The organism is Viridibacillus sp. FSL H8-0110 (genome assembly GCF_038003565.1).
Lineage (GTDB): Bacteria > Bacillota > Bacilli > Bacillales_A > Planococcaceae > Viridibacillus > Viridibacillus arenosi.
Map to the genome: position 1 here is coordinate 4,249,361 of NZ_JBBOPJ010000001.1, position 19,426 is coordinate 4,268,786.

Here is a 19,426-nt window from a genome sequence, read left to right on the forward strand (position 1 = left end):
TTTTGAGTTCAATAATTAAAAAAGTTCTCTATAACTACACCCAGTTCCCCCTTTATAAAAAACTTTATGAAAAAAATTTTAGTTAAGTACTGATATAACTTTATTGGATCGTACCAGCCTTGAACTGCATATATAATAAAAGAATTACTAACTTTAAAAAGCTCTAAGGGTTAGTCTAACCTCTCTATCACAAGTCACGATACAAAGGAAATGTAACTGTCTTTTTTTCAATAAGATGTTTTTTCATACAAATAAGACATTTCAGTCCTAATCGACACATCAAAATAAATTCTGTTTTGGAATTGATTTGATAACTTTCGATTACGTATTTCCAGTGAATACTACGCTGCTCATACCTTACTTAATCTTTATCAAACATATTATTTATTTGATTTGAATTTATACTCTTATTTATGTAGATAATTCATTTGCTCCATCCAGTAATAAAGATCTCCCCTAGAATAGGGGCTACTCTTACAATGGACAAACCGCAAGTAATTTATAGATTAAAGCATGAATATAAAGTTATATCTTAACTCTCCTAATGCTTGTACTTCTTTGGCTATTCCTTCATTGGTGGACGACCCTTCCTTTTCTAATACAAGAAGTCTTTAACGCTCCAACTTAAGTTTTTTCCTTCCTTCTCTAGATAATAAATGAATTTGAGATTCTAAAATTGGACTTTTAAATTTCGTTGTAAAACATAGATGATAATTTCAAGAGTAAACTTTTCATAAAAGAGCCGCCACTCAATTGTTAGTTGTCTCTTAAAATTGGAGTGCACTTTAAAAACAAATTCTATAATATTTTTGTAGAGAATTTCAAATAATTGAGTAAAAAAGCGCAAGAGAACCACGATTTCTTTATACTTGGATTGCCGAAAAAAATCAGATATAACTTCAACGAATGCAGATATTGTTGTCATGGATATGAATCCATCCTTCAAGGCAGCCGTTCAAAGAGAGTTAAATCAACCTTTAATTATCACAGAGAAATATCTTTATTGTCCTTGTATCTATTAGGGAATGAATTCTATTCCCCGTTGTACACAAAAAAATGCAATCCCTATGATTAAAAGAAATACAAAAACTACACAATGTCTTTTATAAAAGAGAAAGTAAAGTAAACTAAATGATTTGGTATCTAAAGAGGTATACCGATATGTCTCTAGAGCTCATGAATAATAAACACTTTTGTACATGGTTTGGTCAATCTAAAGAAAATAGCCCGGCTTTAATAAGCTAACTCCCTGAAAGTGCTTAAACGAAATGCGTTCGGCTTTAAAATTTTGAAACGATTTGAAGTAAAAGATGTATTCCTCATTAAATATAAATAAGGTTTTTAGTCACCCAACTATTTGATGTTAAAGCATTAAAATAATTTTATACAAAAAAAGCACAACTGATTAAATCAGCTGTGCTTTCATGTGCCTAGCAACGTCCTACTCTCACAGGGGGAAACCCCCAACTACCATCGGCGCTAAAGAGCTTAACTTCCGTGTTCGGCATGGGAACGGGTGTGACCTCTTTGCCATCATCACTAGACTATATTAGAGAACTTGTTCTCTCAAAACTGGATAAATTACATTGAAGTTTGTTAAGTAAAATTTGGTTAAGTCCTCGATCTATTAGTATTCGTCAGCTCCGTATGTCGCCACACTTCCACCTCGAACCTATCTACCTCATCGTCTTTGAGGGATCTTACTTACTTGCGTAATGGGAAATCTCATCTTGAGGGGGGCTTCATGCTTAGATGCTTTCAGCACTTATCCCGTCCACACATAGCTACCCAGCGATGCCCTTGGCAGAACAACTGGTACACCAGCGGTGTGTCCATCCCGGTCCTCTCGTACTAAGGACAGCTCCTCTCAAATTTCCTACGCCCACGACGGATAGGGACCGAACTGTCTCACGACGTTCTGAACCCAGCTCGCGTACCGCTTTAATGGGCGAACAGCCCAACCCTTGGGACCGACTACAGCCCCAGGATGCGATGAGCCGACATCGAGGTGCCAAACCTCCCCGTCGATGTGGACTCTTGGGGGAGATAAGCCTGTTATCCCCGGGGTAGCTTTTATCCGTTGAGCGATGGCCCTTCCATGCGGAACCACCGGATCACTAAGCCCGTCTTTCGACCCTGCTCGACTTGTAGGTCTCGCAGTCAAGCTCCCTTATGCCTTTACACTCTACGAATGATTTCCAACCATTCTGAGGGAACCTTTGGGCGCCTCCGTTACTCTTTAGGAGGCGACCGCCCCAGTCAAACTGCCCGCCTGACACTGTCTCCTACCCCGCTAAGGGGCATGGGTTAGAAGTTCAATACATCTAGGGTAGTATCCCACCAACGCCTCCTCCGAAGCTGGCGCTCCGGAATCTCTGGCTCCTACCTATCCTGTACAAGATGTATCAAAATTCAATATCAGGCTACAGTAAAGCTCCACGGGGTCTTTCCGTCCTGTCGCGGGTAACCTGCATCTTCACAGGTACTATAATTTCACCGAGTCTCTCGTTGAGACAGTGCCCAGATCGTTACGCCTTTCGTGCGGGTCGGAACTTACCCGACAAGGAATTTCGCTACCTTAGGACCGTTATAGTTACGGCCGCCGTTTACTGGGGCTTCAATTCGCACCTTCGCTTGCGCTAAGCACTCCTCTTAACCTTCCAGCACCGGGCAGGCGTCAGCCCCTATACGTCACCTTACGGTTTTGCAGAGACCTGTGTTTTTGCTAAACAGTCGCCTGGGCCTATTCACTGCGGCTCTCTCGGGCTTTCACCCTACTAGAGCACCCCTTCTCCCGAAGTTACGGGGTCATTTTGCCGAGTTCCTTAACGAGAGTTCTCTCGCACACCTTAGGATTCTCTCCTCGACTACCTGTGTCGGTTTGCGGTACGGGCACCTTTTACCTCGCTAGAGGCTTTTCTTGGCAGTGTGAAATCAGGAACTCCGGACATACGTCCTCGTCATCACAGCTCAACGTTATAGAAATGGGATTTGCCTCATTTCACGCCTCACTGCTTGAACATGCATAACCAACAGCATGCTTACCCTATCCTACTGCGTCCCCCCATTGCTCAAATGGTAAATAGGTGGTACAGGAATATCAACCTGTTGTCCATCGCCTACGCCTATCGGCCTCGGCTTAGGTCCCGACTAACCCTGAGCGGACGAGCCTTCCTCAGGAAACCTTAGTCATTCGGTGGACGGGATTCTCACCCGTCTTTCGCTACTCATACCGGCATTCTCACTTCTAAGCGCTCCACCAGTCCTTCCGGTCTGACTTCACAGCACTTAGAACGCTCTCCTACCACGGACATCTAAGATGTCCATCCACAGCTTCGGTGAATTGTTTAGCCCCGATACATTTTCGGCGCAGCGTCACTCGACCAGTGAGCTATTACGCACTCTTTAAATGATGGCTGCTTCTGAGCCAACATCCTGGTTGTCTAAGCAACGTCACATCCTTTTCCACTTAACAATTACTTTGGGACCTTAGCTGGTGGTCTGGGCTGTTTCCCTCTTGACTACGGATCTTATCACTCGCAGTCTGACTCCCGTGCATAAATCACTGGCATTCGGAGTTTGTCTGAATTCGGTAATCCGGGATGGACCCCTAGTTCAAACAGTGCTCTACCTCCAGGATTCTTTATCACGAGGCTAGCCCTAAAGCTATTTCGGAGAGAACCAGCTATCTCCAGGTTCGATTGGAATTTCTCCGCTACCCACACCTCATCCCCGCACTTTTCAACGTACGTGGGTTCGGGCCTCCAGTAAGTGTTACCTTACCTTCACCCTGGACATGGGTAGATCACCTGGTTTCGGGTCTACAACCACATACTCATTCGCCCTATTCAGACTCGCTTTCGCTGCGGCTCCGTCTTCTAAAACTTAACCTCGCATGTAATCGTAACTCGCCGGTTCATTCTACAAAAGGCACGCTATCACCCATTAACGGGCTCTAACTACTTGTAGGCACATGGTTTCAGGATCTATTTCACTCCCCTTCCGGGGTGCTTTTCACCTTTCCCTCACGGTACTGGTTCACTATCGGTCACTAGGTAGTATTTAGCCTTGGGAGATGGTCCTCCCAGATTCCGACGGAATTTCACGTGTTCCGCCGTACTCAGGATACACTCAAGAGAGAATGAACTTTCAACTACAGGGCTGTTACCTGCTCTGGCGGGCCTTTCCAGACCGCTTCGTTTAACTCATTCCTTTGTAACTCCATATAGAGTGTCCTACAACCCCAAGAGGCAAGCCTCTTGGTTTGGGCTATTCCCGTTTCGCTCGCCGCTACTCAGGGAATCGATTTTTCTTTCTCTTCCTCCAGGTACTTAGATGTTTCAGTTCCCTGGGTCTGCCATCAAGACGCTATGTATTCACGTCAAGATACTGCTCCATTACGAACAGTGGGTTCCCCCATTCGGAAATCTCCGGATCAAAGCTCACTTACAGCTCCCCGAAGCATATCGGTGTTAGTGCCGTCCTTCTTCGGCTCCTAGTGCCAAGGCATCCGCCATGCGCCCTTAATAACTTAACCTAAAAGTTAGTTATTAAGCCTAAAAAACTTAATAATAAAAAATGTGTTACTTAATTTGCTTCAATGTCGTTTTATCCAGTTTTCAAAGAACAAGGTTTTGAAGATCATTTTACAATGAGCCTTCAAAACTGAACGCAAGACGTTAATCGACAGATCCAAGATCTGTTTCCGTAATTATCCTTAGAAAGGAGGTGATCCAGCCGCACCTTCCGATACGGCTACCTTGTTACGACTTCACCCCAATCATCTATCCCACCTTCGGCGGCTGGCTCCATAAAGGTTACCTCACCGACTTCGGGTGTTACAAACTCTCGTGGTGTGACGGGCGGTGTGTACAAGGCCCGGGAACGTATTCACCGTGGCATGCTGATCCACGATTACTAGCGATTCCGGCTTCATGTAGGCGAGTTGCAGCCTACAATCCGAACTGAGAACGATTTTATGAGATTAGCATACCCTCGCGAGTTAGCGACTCTTTGTATCGTCCATTGTAGCACGTGTGTAGCCCAGGTCATAAGGGGCATGATGATTTGACGTCATCCCCACCTTCCTCCGGTTTGTCACCGGCAGTCACCTTAGAGTGCCCAACTAAATGATGGCAACTAAGATCAAGGGTTGCGCTCGTTGCGGGACTTAACCCAACATCTCACGACACGAGCTGACGACAACCATGCACCACCTGTCACCAATGTCCCCGAAGGGAAAACTCTATCTCTAGAGCGGTCATTGGGATGTCAAGACCTGGTAAGGTTCTTCGCGTTGCTTCGAATTAAACCACATGCTCCACCGCTTGTGCGGGCCCCCGTCAATTCCTTTGAGTTTCAACCTTGCGGCCGTACTCCCCAGGCGGAGTGCTTAATGCGTTAGCTGCAGCACTAAGGGGCGGAAACCCCCTAACACTTAGCACTCATCGTTTACGGCGTGGACTACCAGGGTATCTAATCCTGTTTGCTCCCCACGCTTTCGCGCCTCAGTGTCAGTTACAGACCAGAAAGTCGCCTTCGCCACTGGTGTTCCTCCAAATCTCTACGCATTTCACCGCTACACTTGGAATTCCACTTTCCTCTTCTGCACTCAAGTCTCCCAGTTTCCAATGACCCTCCACGGTTGAGCCGTGGGCTTTCACATCAGACTTAAGAAACCACCTGCGCGCGCTTTACGCCCAATAAATCCGGACAACGCTTGCCACCTACGTATTACCGCGGCTGCTGGCACGTAGTTAGCCGTGGCTTTCTAATAAGGTACCGTCAAGGTACGTTCAGTTACTAACGTACTTGTTCTTCCCTTACAACAGAGTTTTACGATCCGAAAACCTTCATCACTCACGCGGCGTTGCTCCATCAGACTTTCGTCCATTGTGGAAGATTCCCTACTGCTGCCTCCCGTAGGAGTTTGGGCCGTGTCTCAGTCCCAATGTGGCCGATCACCCTCTCAGGTCGGCTATGCATCGTTGCCTTGGTAGGCCGTTACCCCACCAACTAGCTAATGCACCGCGGGCCCATCTAGTAGTGACAGCCGAAACCGCCTTTCAGCATTTTGCCATGTGACAAAATGGATTATTCGGTATTAGCCCCGGTTTCCCGGAGTTATCCCAATCTACTAGGTAGGTTGCCCACGTGTTACTCACCCGTCCGCCGCTAAATCAGAAGAAGCAAGCTTCTTCATCATTCGCTCGACTTGCATGTATTAGGCACGCCGCCAGCGTTCGTCCTGAGCCAGGATCAAACTCTCCATAAAAGTAGTTTGAAAGCTCATTAGCTTTGCTAGCGTATCATCCGAAGATGATATCTATTTTTGTTTTGATCCACCAACAGAGTTGATGTTCAAAAACATTTATTGATTAACGTCTTGCATGTTCAGTTTTCAAGGTTCATTTTGTCGTGTTGTTTTGACGACTTCCATATCTTATCATCCTTTTTGCATTATTGTCAACACATTATCATAAAAAAGTAATAGGGGATTTTTTTAGTGATAATAAAAAATGAGTGGGAGCGTTGATATGATGCGGAAAACTATCATTTTTAGTAGTTTTATTTTGGTTGTTTTTTTATTACTTATACCTACGAAAGAGAAACTTTTAGAAGTTTTTAATGTAACAGATGGTCCAGATGTAATTGCAAAAGGTACTTATGGTCAAACGTTAACAATTGATGTTTCATTCGGAGATCAGGAACTGGAGCAATGGGTAAAGGTTTTGTCTCCCCCTTATCCTCTATTACTATTAGATAAGGATTGGATTAATCGTTCCCCTGCGATTTTACAATTAATTAAAGAGAAAAAGATTCCAACTGGATTATTAGGAAAAGAAAGCACATATTATGAAAGTAACCTACTGGCCTTGGAGGAAGAAATCGCTATTTATGAAAAGCATTTTGGCGTAAAGCCATTATGGTTTAGAACAAAGGACCAACTATTCCCTAGTGATATGCGTCAACATTTATGGCAAGAACAAATTAATATGCTCGGATCTACTAAAGTATGGTCGACCGATAAACTACCTATACTTGTAAAAGGAGATATTATTACTGCTCCTATGCATCAAGAAGAACGTATAAGTTTTAAAAAAATTGATGAATTGCGCGCTAAATACGAATTTTCTACTTTAGAAAAGACAATCTTTGGCTACGAAGTAAAGGATAAGAAGTTCCCTTAAGAGAGTCTTCATTCACAAGAGATAGGGATAATTATTACTTAACACTGTCTATGATTCACTAATTTTAAAAAACAAAGCATGTTATGACGTTTCAATACTATTAGTCCAATACTAATGTTTTTTCACAAAAAAAGTGATGTCCATCTATACAAGGACATCACTTTACTTATTACTTCACTTTAGATGCTTCGGCTAATCGACGTGCTTTACGACGCTCTTCCAGTTTTAATCGATCTTCATCTGACTTTGCATTATACTTCGGCAAAACCAACAATTGGAAAGCATTAACTGCTAAAAGCGGGAATAGTAATAACGTTACGTATTCATCACCACCGTCAGTACGTACCCATAACGCGATTAACCATTCTAGAGTGGTTACAACAATCATAAAAAATAAGGCTGGAATGAGAACGTGTTTCTTTGTTAGCCTTGTCTTTTGAATAGCTGTTGCAATTGATCCTGCCAATAAGACAAGCAATAAAACTATATACAAGAGCCAATCTTGAGCAGTATGAGCATATGGTTTGAAGCGTAACAATACCAAATCAACTAACGTAACAACTATAATTAGCATTTGTACCCAATTCCATAATGTTAAAGAACGGAAAATGTTCACTCCAATTTGATGCACAGTTAAATATGCAAAGAACCCCATTTGCGCAATAACACTCATTGTAAAACCTAAAATAACAAACCAAATAATTCCTGAAAAGAACTCTGCCCATTCTCCATTAGAGAAATGCACAGCATAAAAGTCGTTCCATCTAATGAATAAACTAAAAACTCCTGTAATAGAACCACCGATCAACATTGCATTTAAGAAAAATTTAAACCAATTTCGTATCGTCACGACTAAAAGTCCTCCGTTTATAAAAACAATTTCTTGTTTCATTCTAACAACGAATCCGCAAAAAATCTATTTCTCCTGCAAATCAATACATATTACTTCGTTAATTGTGAACAATAATTGAAAGCAATATGAAGAAAGTGAGGGATTAGAATGGCCAAAAGGATCGTCTTTTCATTTTGCTTCATCGTTTTCTTGGCAGGTTGTTCTGCAAACCAACAAAATACACAGTCCTATGATGAAGTAAAGAAAATAATGCTCGATGCACTGCAATCTGAAGATGGCAAAAAAGCAATACGACAGCTTCTAGAAGATAACAGCTTTCGGGATTTAGTTATATTGGAAAATGAAGAAGTAAAAAAAGCAATTGAGGAAACATTGCTATCCAAAAAATCTGAAGAATATTGGAAGAAACAGTTTGAAGATCCAAAATTCCGTGAAACATTTGCTAAAAGTATGAAGAAGGAACAAGAAGGCGTTATGAAGGACTTAATTAAAGATGCTTCATTCCAAAAAGATCTTGAACAATTTTTTGGTCAGCCCGATATGCAAAAACAGCTCGAGAAGATTTTAAAATCAGCAAATTCAAAAGAAAATTTAGAAAAAATTATTGCTGAAACAATTGAAAGCCCACTTCTACAAGAAAAATGGCTCAAACTGATTCAATCTGCCGGTGAATCAGGTGGTGGTGGAGAGAAATCAAAGGGTGGTAAAAGTGGCGATGAGTCCAGTGGCGATAAACAGAAACAATGACAGTAATGATTAACAAAAAGAAGCGGGACCTTTTATAGGGTCCCGCTTCTTTTTGTAATTATTTTTCTTCTAATTTTCCAATTACGTTACGAGCGATATCAAGATAAATTTGACCTGTAGAATGATTTTTTGCATAAACAGATGGTGCAAAATCAACATCATTCCAGTCAGGTTGACCTAATGGAATCTGACCAAGTAATTCTGTGCGAAGTTCTTCAGCCAATTTAGGACCGCCGCCTTCGCCGAAGACGAATTCACGTTCGCCAGATACTTTTGATTGGAACCAAGACATATTTTCAATAACACCAAGGATGTTATGATCAGTTTTAATTGCCATTGCGCCTGCTCGAGCTGCTACAAACGCTGCAGTAGGATGTGGCGTTGTCACAACGATTTCATTTGATTCAGGTAGCATTTGGTGAATATCAAGTGCAATATCCCCTGTACCTGGAGGTAAGTCCAATAGTAAGTAGTCAAGCTCGCCCCACTCTACATCGCGGAAGAATTGGTCTAATACTTTTCCAAGCATTGGTCCGCGCCATACTACCGGTGCATTATCTTCAACAAAGAAGCCCATAGAAATCATTTTCACACCTAAGCGATCAACCGGAATAATACGGTTTTCTTCTACCACTGGCATTGTCTGTACACCCATCATATCAGGCACACTGAAACCATAGATATCAGCGTCAATTAGGCCGACTTTTTTGCCAAGACGTGCAAGAGCTACAGCAAGGTTAACTGATACTGTTGATTTACCTACACCGCCTTTACCTGAAGCGATTGAAATGAATTTAACATTATTAAGTGGAGATAATACATCTTGAGCTTCTGCTCTTGTAGCTGTACCACGAAATTGTTCTAAAATTTCTTGAGGAAGTTCTTCAAAACGAATACCTACAGTTTCCACTCCAGCGTTTTTCAATGCATCTACAACTTGCATTTGTAATTGCATTTGTTCTGGTGTACCAGTTTTAGCAATCGCCACTTTCACACTTACATGGTTTTTTTCTTCTTTTATTGAGACATTCGTAATACCGTTTGTTTCTGCTAATGTTTTATGTAAAAAAGGATCTTTTAGTTCTCCGACTAATTCACGGACTTGTTGTTCATTAATCACAATAGACACTCCTCTAGTAAATATCTTTTTTCGAATTTTAGTATATCACAAAGGGTATGAATTAGGTCTACGAGTTGCTTTATTCAATATTAATCTCAAAGTATTGCTCAATTCCTTGGACAATTGCATCTGCCATTTGATCTTGGTAATTCGGTGATGTAAGTAATTTTTGTTCTTCTGGATTACTGAGAAAGCCTGTCTCTATAAGTGCAGAAGGCATCGTAGCTTTTTTCAATAAATATACTTGCTTAATAGACAGCGCTTCTCGTTTTGTATTCTTCAAATTCTCTCGAATAGAAGACTGAATTTCTTTTGCCAAAAACTCACCACCGGGATGCCCATTTGCATGATAGAATACCTGTGCACCTCTCCACTTCGTTTCTGGAATTGCGTTAGCATGAATACTTATAAAGAGATCCGGTTTTTGCTTAGCTACAAGTCGTTCTCTTAAAAAAATGTCTTCTCTTTTACGTTCACGCAATGTGTTGTAACTTTGATCTGAAGCATGTTCGGCAATAACATCACCATTTTTAGTACGAGTCATAAATACAGTCGCACCTTTTTTCTTTAACTTCTTCTCTACCTTTTGCGCAATGGCAAGTGTGATATCTTTTTCAATAATATCCGCCGTAGATGCACCGCCATCTATCCCGCCATGCCCAGCATCTACTACTATTTTCACTCCACCAAGAGTTTCTGAGATGAAAAATCCCCGATCTGATGCTTTTACTCCATATACAACAAATAGTATACAACAAAGTAAAATTGTCCCTAAAATAAGCCACCGCTTCAAATAACGACACCGCCCTTTTGCATTAATATATGCCATAAGATTGGACGATATGTCGTATTGATAAGCGTATAAATATCATTTATATATAACTTCTTGTATTTTAAAACAAAAAACCGCCCCATAAAAATGGGACGGTTTGAATTCGCATAAACGAATGATTAACGTTTTGAGAATTGAGGTGCACGACGAGCGCCGCGAAGACCTGGCTTCTTACGTTCTTTCATACGTGGGTCACGAGTAAGTAGACCTGCTGATTTAAGTGCTGGACGGAAATCAGGATCAACTGTTAGTAATGCACGTGCAATACCGTGACGGATTGCGCCAGCTTGACCTGTGTATCCACCACCATTCACGTTAACGTGAATGTCGTAGCTTCCAACTGTTTCAGTTGCTACTAATGGTTGTTTAATAATTTCGCGTAAAGCAGCGAATGGGACGTAGTTTTCAACGTCGCGGTTGTTAATAACGATATTTCCTTCGCCTGGTACTAAACGTACGCGAGCTACAGAACTTTTACGACGACCTGTGCCGATATATTGAACTTGTGCCAAGGGTATTTCCTCCTCTAATGATTATCCGCGAAGCTCATATGCTTCTGGTTTTTGTGCTGCGTGTGGGTGTTCTGCTCCAGCGTATACGTGAAGTTTAGTGAACATTTGACGACCTAAAGAGTTTTTAGGAAGCATCCCTTTGATAGCTAATTCTAGCATTTGTTTTGGATATTTTTCTTTCATTTCACCTGCAGTACGAGTTTTTAAACCACCTGCAAATTGAGTGTGACGGTAATAAATTTTATCTTGTAATTTTTTACCTGTTAATTCGATTTTACCAGCGTTGATAAGGATTACGTGATCCCCAGTGTCAACGTTTGGTGTGAAAATTGCTTTATGTTTACCGCGTAAGATAGCAGCTACTTCAGAAGCTAAACGACCAAGAGTTTTGCCTTCTGCATCAACTACTAACCATTTACGCTCTACTTCGTGACCTTTAGCCATGAATGTTGTACGCATGTTAGTATCCTCCTACTAATTGTTTCTATTTTCTGTTCCAATTGTTTTCTTTATCCACAACACTATAAGATTCGGGGCTTATCGAGTGGGGTAATGAAAATACCATATGTCATATTATAACGAATAACAACTTTTGTCAAGTGCTTAACCAAAAACACCTGGTGATGTTGCTTCAGTCGTTATAGAACACAGATTCTAAGTACAATCCGTGTGGTGGCGCGGTTTTACCGGCATTTCCTCGATTCATTGAAGCAATAATTGAGGCAAGTTCATCAGCTTGGCGTTTACCAATTCCGACTTCCCATAAAGTACCTGCAATAATTCGCACCATATTATACAAAAAGCCATTTCCTTCAATTGTCATATGCAATTCCTCACCATGCCATTCAAAGTCTAACTTTGCAACAGTACGCACTTTATCTTTCACACTTGTATTGGCTGCACAAAAGCACGAAAAATCATGTGTCCCTAGAATATACTGTGCTGCTTCTTGCATAGCCATAACATTTGGCTTTACACCATTGGAAGGTGTCGCATAAAAACGTCTAAAAGGGCTCTGTACGGCTTCACACGACCAGATATAGCGATATCGCTTACCATGGACGCTAAACCTCGCGTGAAAGTCATTAGACACCTCTTCTATTTGAACAATTCGGATGTCTCTCGGCAATTGAACGTTTAATGCTTGTGCATAACGATCAAGAGGAATGGACAGTGTCGTATCAAAATGGATTACTTGGCCTGTTGCATGCACCTTAGCATCTGTTCTCCCACTTGCTGTCACCTGGACAATCTCATTTTTATGCATGACGGTAAGTACTTTCTGAAGCTCTTCTTGCACTGTACGTTTCTCAGGTTGCACTTGGTAACCTGAGAAATTCGTTCCATCATATGTGATTGTAGCTTTCATTCTTCTTTTCATCGTTATGCAGTCTCCTCATTCATTAACTACGAAGGATTATTAATAATGCTGTCATAGCTACAAGTAACAGGATCGCTAATGTATCCTTACTATCCCACTTCAGCTGGCGATAGCGTGTCCGTCCTTCTCCGCCTCGATAACCACGTACTTCCATTGCTGTTGCCAAATCCTCCGCACGCTTAAATGCACTAACGAAGAGTGGTACTAACAATGGTACTACGGCTTTAACACGTTCTTTAATTGGTCCTGTACTAAGATCAGATCCACGCGCCATTTGTGCCTTCATAATCTTATCTGTCTCATCCATTAGTGTAGGGATGAAGCGAAGCGATATTGACATCATTAGAGCTAACTCATGTACAGGTAATTTTAATTTTTTGAATGGATTCAATAGAACTTCTAATCCATCTGTAATTGAAATCGGTGAAGTTGTTAGCGTCAAAATGGATGTCATAAAGACTAATACTAAAAATCTAATAGAAATGAAAATACCTTGCTTCAAACCTTCTTCATATATACTGATAAACTTCCAGTGATAAAGCAGTTCACCTTCCTTCGTGAAGAAAATATGAAGTAAGAATGTAAATGCCATTAATATAATAACCGGCTTCAAGCCATTTATTAAGAAGTATAATTTAATCCGCGAAACAAAAATAACAAGTAGTGTAAACACAAAGAGAGCTGCATACGTCACAGGATTGTTCGCTAAAAATACGATAATGATAAATGCGAATACAAATAATAATTTCGAGCGAGGATCTAATTTATGCACGAAGGAATCCCCTGGCATAAAGCGGCCAAAAATCATTTTCTCCATCATTGACCCGCACGCTCCTCTCGAACAGCTTCCGCAATCGCTGATGCGAGCTCTTCTTCCGTTAGACAAAGCGTTGGTAACTTGCGACCGACCTTCTCTTCAAATTCTCTCTGGAAACGTACAATACGTGGAGGCTCTAGTCGATAAGCTGCCAATTGCTTAGCATTACCGAAGATTTCTTCTGGATTTCCTGTTAATACACATTTCCCTTCATGCATTATTGCAATTCGATCTGCATAACGTGCCGCATCTTCCATACTATGTGTCACAAGGATTGTCGTTAAATTTCTTTCCTTGTGTAGTTGTAGGAATAAATCCATAATTTCTTTACGACCTCGAGGATCAAGTCCAGCGGTTGGCTCATCAAGGACAATTACTTCCGGTTCCATAGCAAGTACCCCTGCAATAGCAGCTCTTCGCATTTGACCACCAGATAAATCAAATGGTGATTTATCAAGTACCGTAAGTGGTAAACCTACGAGCTCGATTAGTTGCTGCGCACGTTTTGTCGCTTCGTCTTCAGAGATACCAAAGTTCATCGGACCGAAAATAATATCTTTTAAAACCGTTTCTTCAAATAACTGATGTTCGGGAAACTGAAATACAATCCCTACTTTTTGACGAACCGGTTTTAAATCCTTCGTCTTTTTACCAGCTGTAATAGTCTTGTCTCCGATTTGTATAGTACCTTCTGTAGGTTTTAAAAGGGCATTTAGATGCTGTAAAATCGTAGACTTCCCTGATCCTGTATGACCTATAATTGCTTGATAGCTACCTGAAGGAATAGCCAATTCAACATCAAATAACGCTCTCTTTTCAAATGGCGTTCCCTGTGCATAAGCATAACTTACTTTTTGAAGTTGGATGTCCATAAGTCATTCACCAGCTCTTCTTCTGTCATGTGCTCGCCTAGAAGCTTTACACCATTTTGTTTCAAAAGCTTTGTTAGCTTCATAGCAAATGGTAAATCTAATCCAAGCTCTACTAATTGGTCGCCTAAAGCGAAAATTTCAGATGGTGTTCCTTCAGCAAATTTCTTGCCACCATTCATAAATAACATACGATCAGCTAATATAGCTTCTTCTAAATCATGTGTAATTGATAGGACCGTTAAACCAGTCTCTTCACGTAATGCTTGTACAGTAGCAAGTACTTCAGCACGACCTTGAGGATCGAGCATTGATGTCGCTTCATCCAAAATCAGTAATCTCGGTTTTAGTGCAAGTGCACCTGCAATTGCCACACGTTGCTTTTGACCACCTGATAGATGCTGTGGCTCATGATTTAAAAACTGATCCATCTTTACCTGTTTCAATGCCTCATGTACACGTTTAACCATTTCTTCATATGGTATACCGTTGTTTTCAAGTGCGAAAGCAACATCATCCTGTACAGTCGCTCCAACAAACTGATTATCAGGATTTTGGAATACCATACCCATTTGAGATCTTATATCCCAAAGATTTTCTTCTGTTAATGACTGATTCAAAACCTTAATCGTTCCTTCTTGTGGGAACAATAAGCCGTTCATAAGGCGCGCGATAGTTGATTTGCCAGATCCGTTGTGACCAACAATCGCAATCCATTCGCCCTCATGCACAGTAAATGACACGTCTTCAACCGCGTTCTTAATATCCGGTTCATCCGGGGAATATGTAAATGTGATGTGTTCCAGTGATAAGATTTCATCCATATGCTCAAACTCCTCTCGCTCAACTTCGCTCCGCTGTTCTCTCTAACTTACACTGTTTTATGTATGAATACTAGCTGAAAAGATTCTAGATTAGAAAAATACGACTTTTGCTTATAACGGCGAAAGTCGATTCTCTTCATTGCTAATATTTAGTGGACATGAGCTAGGGCTCTTCCAAATTAAATAAAAAAGCGCGCACCCCATTCAGAGAAATGCGCTTTGTTTCGTATCTCCGTTCTTAAAGTTGCTCAGACCTTAAGAGTGAATGAGGTGCGTAGAGCTAAACGAGACGGCACTTATGTCCGCTCATCATAACACTCTGCTTTTAAATTTGTCGTATAAATCTTAATTCTAATTTTTAAAAAAAGAGGGTGCAGTTCAAATAGCTATGAACCAAACACCCTCCTCCGCATCGTATGATTAAACTAGTTCAATCACAACTACAGGCGCACCGTCACCGCGGCGAGGTCCCATTTTCATAATGCGTGTATAACCGCCTTGGCGTTCAGCGTAGCGTGGTGCTACATCATCGAACAATTTTTGCAAAGCGTAAACTGTTGATTCATTGCCTTCAGCGTCAGTTGTAGTAGCTAATTCACGACGAATAAATGTAGCTGCTTGACGACGAGCATGCAAGTCTCCGCGTTTGCCTAAAGTAATCATTTTCTCAACAACCGAACGTAATTCTTTAGCACGAGTTTCTGTTGTTTCAATGCGCTCATTGATGATTAAGTCAGTAGCTAAATCGCGTAACATCGCTTTACGTTGAGAACTTGTACGTCCAAGTTTTCTGTAACCCATGGATGTTTCCCTCCTTTGTTCAATAACTGATCAGTCTTTTATATAAAAGTTCGCTTAGTCTTCTTCGCGTAACCCTAAACCAAGCTCTTCTAACTTCGCTTTTACTTCTTCTAATGATTTACGTCCTAGGTTACGAACTTTCATCATGTCGTCCTCAGACTTGTTAGCAAGTTCAAGAACAGTGTTGATACCTGCTCGTTTTAAACAGTTGTAAGAACGCACAGAAAGATCAAGCTCTTCGATAGTCATCTCTAAGACTTTTTCTTTTTGGTCTTCTTCTTTTTCAACCATGATTTCAGCAGTTTGTGCCTCGTCTGTTAAACCAACGAAGATATTTAAGTGCTCGGTTAATATTTTTGCTCCGAGCGAAATCGCCTCTTTAGGACCGATGCTACCATCTGTCCATACATCAAGAGAAAGTTTATCGAAATCAGACGATTGTCCAACACGAGTGTTTTCTACTTGGAAGTTGACGCGTGAAACTGGAGTGTAAATAGAGTCGATCGGGATCACGCCAATTGGAAGATCCTCGCGTTTGTTTTGATCAGCAGGAGTGTAACCACGTCCACGTTGCGCATACATACGCATACGAAGATGACCATTTTTAGCAATAGTTGCAATATATAGATCTGGGTTTAACACTTCAACGTCACTGTCATGCGTAATATCCGCAGCAGTTACTACTCCGTCACCTTTGAAATCTATTTCAATGACTTTTTCTTCATCAGAATAGATTTTTAAAGCTAGCTTTTTAATGTTCAAAATAATTGATGCAACATCTTCTACAACGCCCTCAATAGTAGAGAATTCGTGTAGTACGCCGTCAATTTGGATTGAAGTAACAGCAGCTCCTGGTAAAGAAGACAGAAGGATACGACGTAAAGAATTTCCCAAAGTGTTTCCATATCCACGTTCAAGTGGTTCTACAACAAACTTGCCGTATTTGGCATCATCGCTGATCTCAACGGTTTCAATCTTTGGTTTTTCAATTTCGATCATTCAAATTTACCCTCCTTCAAAACATCGAATGTATGATTTTTATTTCCTACATAAAATCGAATGTCTAATCAATCATGTGTCTGCACAATTCAGTTTGTACAAGAAATGAGATTCTCAATCAATAGATTGAGATTCATCAATTATACACGACGACGTTTTGGTGGGCGGCAACCGTTATGTGGAACTGGAGTTACATCTTTAATTGCTGTAACGTCTAAACCTGCAGATTGAAGTGCACGAATAGCAGCTTCACGACCTGCACCAGGACCCTTAACAGTTACTTCTAAAGTTTTTAAACCATGCTCGATTGATGTTTTAGCAGCAGTTTCAGCAGCCATTTGTGCAGCAAAAGGAGTTGATTTACGAGAACCACGGAATCCTAAAGCACCTGCACTTGACCAAGAAACAGCGTTACCTTGCATGTCAGTGATGGTTACAATTGTATTATTAAATGTAGAACGGATGTGAGCAATACCAGATTCGATATTCTTTTTCACACGACGTTTACGAGATTGTTGTTTACGTGCCATGTTAAGAAGAAACCTCCTTTACCGATTATTTTTTCTTGTTCGCTACAGTTTTACGAGGACCTTTACGCGTACGCGCATTGTTCTTCGTATTTTGACCGCGAACAGGTAAACCGCGACGGTGACGGATACCACGGAAAGATCCGATTTCCATCAAGCGTTTAATGTTAAGAGAGATCTCACGACGAAGATCACCTTCTAATTTATAAGTGTCTAATTGTTCACGGATTTTGTTAAGTTCGTCTTCAGTAAGATCGCGAACTCGAGTACTTTCAGAAACACCTGCTCCAGCAAGAACTTGCTTAGCAGTAGTGTTACCTACTCCGTAAATGTAAGTTAATGAAATTACAACGCGTTTGTCGCGAGGAATGTCAACACCAGCAATACGTGCCATATACGTTGTGCACCTCCTTCAAATTAACCTTGTTTTTGTTTGTGTTTAGGATTTTCACAGATTACCATTACTTTACCGCGTCGGCGAATAACTTTACATTTTTCGCAGATCGGTTTCACAGATGGTCTCACTTTCATCTAACCTAACCTCCTTAGTGGTCCGGAGTGCAAAAGATTATTTAAAACGGTATGTGATACGACCGCGAGTTAAGTCATATGGAGATAACTCAATAGTTACTTTATCTCCAGGCAAGATGCGAATAAAGTGCATACGAATTTTGCCCGATACATGAGCAAGAACTGTATGACCATTTTCTAATTCTACCTTAAACATCGCGTTTGGCAAAGTCTCAACAACTGTGCCTTCGATTTCAATTACATCGTCTTTCGCCATCGACCCTGTCTCCCTTCTATATGCAATTCAGGTTCCCATCTTCAAATCAAACGGAATTTGCTTCAAGTTTTTTTCTTTCATGAAAGAAACGACTCGTCTCAACATATGTTTGGATTGTATGAGAGATGTTCGAAAGACGCTCATCAGGTTTCGCTTCTTACAACCCATGGAATTGACTTTCCGTTTGAACCTTGTTTCCCTCATGTCAACATGACCATCCGGAATTGCCTTGGATAAGATCCTTCCATACCCGTTTGCACAGATGCTTCCACGAAACCCATTATACCCTTTCAGAACTATGATTGCATCAAGGACAAAGGGTATCCCGTATACCGATACATCTAATTCATCAGTGCATAGACCGGGCACAATATGCTTTTGCAGCTCTCGAAAATACATTTCCGTTGCTACCGCATACTCCCCGCGGAGGCAGTTATCTGCACCCGGGATTCGGGTATTAGTTGCGGCTGCCCTGTAATAGAGCATCTACGTCAGCAAAAACATCTGAGATATCTTGCTGTCCGTTGATATTTGTTAACACGTTTTTATCTTGATAAAAATCAAGTAAAGGTTGTGTTTGTTTGATATTCACTTCCAGGCGATTAGAAACCGTTTCTGGATTATCGTCAGCTCTTTGATAAAGTTCTCCTCCGTCTTTATCACAAATGCCTTCCTCTTTAGAAGGATTAAACACTAAGTGATAAGCAGAGCCACATACTTTACAGATACGACGACCTGTTAAACGTTTAATCAACTCTTCTTGTTCTACTTGAATATTTACTACATATTCTATTTTCTTACCAAGATCAGATAAAATATTATCTAACGCATCAGCTTGTTCAATAGTACGTGGAAAACCATCTAGTAGGAAGCCTTGATCACAATCAGGTTGGCTTAAGCGCTCGCGAACGATACCAATCGTTACTTCATCTGGTACAAGTGCACCTTTATCAATAAACGATTTCGCTAAAAGACCTAATTCCGTACCACCTTTAATAGCTGCACGGAACATATCGCCTGTAGAAATATGAGGGATTGCGTACTTCTCAACAATTTTATCTGCTTGAGTGCCTTTACCAGCACCAGGCAAACCCATCAAAACGATATTCATACGGAGAGAGCCCCCTCAAGTTATTGTGAAGGTTCAAGGAACGAAAATCGTCCCTA

18 protein-coding genes and 3 rRNA genes are annotated in these 19,426 nt (G+C 41.1%); 2 read left to right on the plus strand and 19 right to left on the minus strand.

The window, feature by feature from the left end; all coding sequences use genetic code 11:
* Positions 1-1,428: 1,428 nt before the first annotated feature.
* The 3 genes from rrf to MHH98_RS21005 all read right to left on the minus strand — a co-directional run bounded on the left by rrf (position 1,429) and on the right by MHH98_RS21005 (position 6,274).
* Positions 1,429-1,544 (minus strand): 5S ribosomal RNA (gene rrf / locus MHH98_RS20995).
* A 63-nt stretch (positions 1,545-1,607) separates the two neighbouring features.
* Positions 1,608-4,537, minus strand: a 23S ribosomal RNA gene (locus MHH98_RS21000).
* Between the two features lie 184 nt (positions 4,538-4,721).
* Positions 4,722-6,274: ribosomal RNA gene (locus MHH98_RS21005) — 16S ribosomal RNA — on the minus strand.
* Together the 16S, 23S and 5S rRNA genes form the textbook arrangement of a ribosomal RNA operon.
* A 262-nt stretch (positions 6,275-6,536) precedes the next feature.
* Between MHH98_RS21005 and MHH98_RS21010 the strand changes: the two genes are divergently transcribed.
* Positions 6,537-7,190 (plus strand): hypothetical protein, encoded by a 654-nt coding sequence (locus MHH98_RS21010; RefSeq protein ID WP_038179144.1) that lies wholly within the window; start codon positions 6,537-6,539, stop codon positions 7,188-7,190.
* A gap of 169 nt (positions 7,191-7,359) precedes the next feature.
* Here the strand turns inward: MHH98_RS21010 and MHH98_RS21015 are convergent, their stop codons facing one another.
* The gene (locus MHH98_RS21015) at positions 7,360-8,040 is read right to left on the minus strand and encodes a KinB-signaling pathway activation protein (RefSeq protein ID WP_038179191.1); all 681 of its coding nucleotides are present in this window, start codon (positions 8,038-8,040) and stop codon (positions 7,360-7,362) included.
* Positions 8,041-8,190: 150 nt separating this feature from the next.
* On the opposite strand from MHH98_RS21015, the gene gerD reads away from it, so the two are divergent.
* On the plus strand, positions 8,191-8,790 hold the full coding sequence (gene gerD, locus MHH98_RS21020; protein WP_038179142.1) for a spore germination lipoprotein GerD: 600 nt from the start codon (positions 8,191-8,193) through the stop codon (positions 8,788-8,790).
* 58 nt (positions 8,791-8,848) lie between these two features.
* On the opposite strand, the gene MHH98_RS21025 is transcribed toward gerD, so the two are convergent.
* From MHH98_RS21025 to MHH98_RS21095, 15 genes are all read right to left on the minus strand, one after another.
* The gene (locus MHH98_RS21025; protein ID WP_038179140.1) at positions 8,849-9,910 is read right to left on the minus strand and encodes an Mrp/NBP35 family ATP-binding protein; all 1,062 of its coding nucleotides are present in this window, start codon (positions 9,908-9,910) and stop codon (positions 8,849-8,851) included.
* A gap of 79 nt (positions 9,911-9,989) precedes the next feature.
* Positions 9,990-10,703: an N-acetylmuramoyl-L-alanine amidase gene (locus MHH98_RS21030; RefSeq protein ID WP_038179138.1), complete on the minus strand. Its 714-nt coding sequence runs from the start codon at positions 10,701-10,703 to the stop codon at positions 9,990-9,992.
* Between the two features lie 158 nt (positions 10,704-10,861).
* Complete coding sequence (gene rpsI, locus MHH98_RS21035; RefSeq protein ID WP_038179136.1) at positions 10,862-11,254, minus strand: 30S ribosomal protein S9; 393 nt, start codon at positions 11,252-11,254, stop codon at positions 10,862-10,864.
* Between the two features lie 21 nt (positions 11,255-11,275).
* Complete coding sequence (gene rplM / locus MHH98_RS21040) at positions 11,276-11,713, minus strand: 50S ribosomal protein L13 (protein WP_038179134.1); 438 nt, start codon at positions 11,711-11,713, stop codon at positions 11,276-11,278.
* Positions 11,714-11,885: 172 nt separating this feature from the next.
* Complete coding sequence (gene truA, locus MHH98_RS21045) at positions 11,886-12,635, minus strand: tRNA pseudouridine(38-40) synthase TruA (protein ID WP_038179132.1); 750 nt, start codon at positions 12,633-12,635, stop codon at positions 11,886-11,888.
* Between the two features lie 22 nt (positions 12,636-12,657).
* Positions 12,658-13,455, minus strand: coding sequence for an energy-coupling factor transporter transmembrane component T family protein (locus tag MHH98_RS21050; protein ID WP_038179130.1), 798 nt, complete (start codon positions 13,453-13,455; stop codon positions 12,658-12,660).
* Positions 13,452-14,324: an energy-coupling factor ABC transporter ATP-binding protein gene (locus MHH98_RS21055; RefSeq protein WP_076034957.1), complete on the minus strand. Its 873-nt coding sequence runs from the start codon at positions 14,322-14,324 to the stop codon at positions 13,452-13,454. Before MHH98_RS21055 ends, MHH98_RS21050 begins: the two co-directional genes overlap by 4 nt.
* A complete protein-coding gene (locus tag MHH98_RS21060) occupies positions 14,300-15,145 on the minus strand; it encodes an energy-coupling factor ABC transporter ATP-binding protein (RefSeq protein WP_038179127.1) in 846 nt (281 codons plus the stop codon). Before MHH98_RS21060 ends, MHH98_RS21055 begins: the two co-directional genes overlap by 25 nt.
* A gap of 420 nt (positions 15,146-15,565) precedes the next feature.
* The gene (gene rplQ, locus MHH98_RS21065; RefSeq protein ID WP_038179125.1) at positions 15,566-15,946 is read right to left on the minus strand and encodes a 50S ribosomal protein L17; all 381 of its coding nucleotides are present in this window, start codon (positions 15,944-15,946) and stop codon (positions 15,566-15,568) included.
* Positions 15,947-16,000: 54 nt separating this feature from the next.
* Complete coding sequence (locus MHH98_RS21070; protein ID WP_038179123.1) at positions 16,001-16,945, minus strand: DNA-directed RNA polymerase subunit alpha; 945 nt, start codon at positions 16,943-16,945, stop codon at positions 16,001-16,003.
* Positions 16,946-17,085: 140 nt separating this feature from the next.
* On the minus strand, positions 17,086-17,475 hold the full coding sequence (gene rpsK / locus MHH98_RS21075; protein ID WP_038179122.1) for a 30S ribosomal protein S11: 390 nt from the start codon (positions 17,473-17,475) through the stop codon (positions 17,086-17,088).
* A 25-nt stretch (positions 17,476-17,500) separates the two neighbouring features.
* Positions 17,501-17,866, minus strand: coding sequence for a 30S ribosomal protein S13 (gene rpsM / locus MHH98_RS21080; protein ID WP_038179120.1), 366 nt, complete (start codon positions 17,864-17,866; stop codon positions 17,501-17,503).
* 23 nt (positions 17,867-17,889) lie between these two features.
* Positions 17,890-18,003 carry a 50S ribosomal protein L36 gene (gene rpmJ, locus MHH98_RS21085; protein WP_000868344.1) on the minus strand — a complete coding sequence of 38 codons (114 nt, stop codon included), beginning with the start codon at positions 18,001-18,003 and terminating at the stop codon, positions 17,890-17,892.
* Positions 18,004-18,040: 37 nt separating this feature from the next.
* Entirely contained in the window at positions 18,041-18,259 is a 219-nt protein-coding gene (infA, locus tag MHH98_RS21090; protein WP_038179110.1) for a translation initiation factor IF-1, read from the minus strand.
* A 457-nt stretch (positions 18,260-18,716) separates the two neighbouring features.
* Complete coding sequence (locus tag MHH98_RS21095; protein WP_038179106.1) at positions 18,717-19,370, minus strand: adenylate kinase; 654 nt, start codon at positions 19,368-19,370, stop codon at positions 18,717-18,719.
* Positions 19,371-19,426 lie beyond the last annotated feature (56 nt).

Coding starts and splice junctions, on each gene's coding strand:
- MHH98_RS21010 (WP_038179144.1), top strand. CDS start 6,537: ATGATGCGGAAAACTATCATTTTTAGTAGTTTTATTTTGGTTGTTTTT.
- gerD (WP_038179142.1), top strand. CDS start 8,191: ATGGCCAAAAGGATCGTCTTTTCATTTTGCTTCATCGTTTTCTTGGCA.
- rplM (WP_038179134.1), bottom strand. CDS start 11,713: ATGCGTACAACATTCATGGCTAAAGGTCACGAAGTAGAGCGTAAATGG.
- truA (WP_038179132.1), bottom strand. CDS start 12,635: ATGAAAAGAAGAATGAAAGCTACAATCACATATGATGGAACGAATTTC.
- MHH98_RS21050 (WP_038179130.1), bottom strand. CDS start 13,455: ATGATGGAGAAAATGATTTTTGGCCGCTTTATGCCAGGGGATTCCTTC.
- MHH98_RS21055 (WP_076034957.1), bottom strand. CDS start 14,324: ATGGACATCCAACTTCAAAAAGTAAGTTATGCTTATGCACAGGGAACG.
- MHH98_RS21060 (WP_038179127.1), bottom strand. CDS start 15,145: ATGGATGAAATCTTATCACTGGAACACATCACATTTACATATTCCCCG.
- rplQ (WP_038179125.1), bottom strand. CDS start 15,946: ATGGGTTACAGAAAACTTGGACGTACAAGTTCTCAACGTAAAGCGATG.
- MHH98_RS21070 (WP_038179123.1), bottom strand. CDS start 16,945: ATGATCGAAATTGAAAAACCAAAGATTGAAACCGTTGAGATCAGCGAT.
- rpsK (WP_038179122.1), bottom strand. CDS start 17,475: ATGGCACGTAAACAACAATCTCGTAAACGTCGTGTGAAAAAGAATATC.
- rpsM (WP_038179120.1), bottom strand. CDS start 17,866: ATGGCACGTATTGCTGGTGTTGACATTCCTCGCGACAAACGCGTTGTA.
- rpmJ (WP_000868344.1), bottom strand. CDS start 18,003: ATGAAAGTGAGACCATCTGTGAAACCGATCTGCGAAAAATGTAAAGTT.
- infA (WP_038179110.1), bottom strand. CDS start 18,259: ATGGCGAAAGACGATGTAATTGAAATCGAAGGCACAGTTGTTGAGACT.
- MHH98_RS21095 (WP_038179106.1), bottom strand. CDS start 19,370: ATGAATATCGTTTTGATGGGTTTGCCTGGTGCTGGTAAAGGCACTCAA.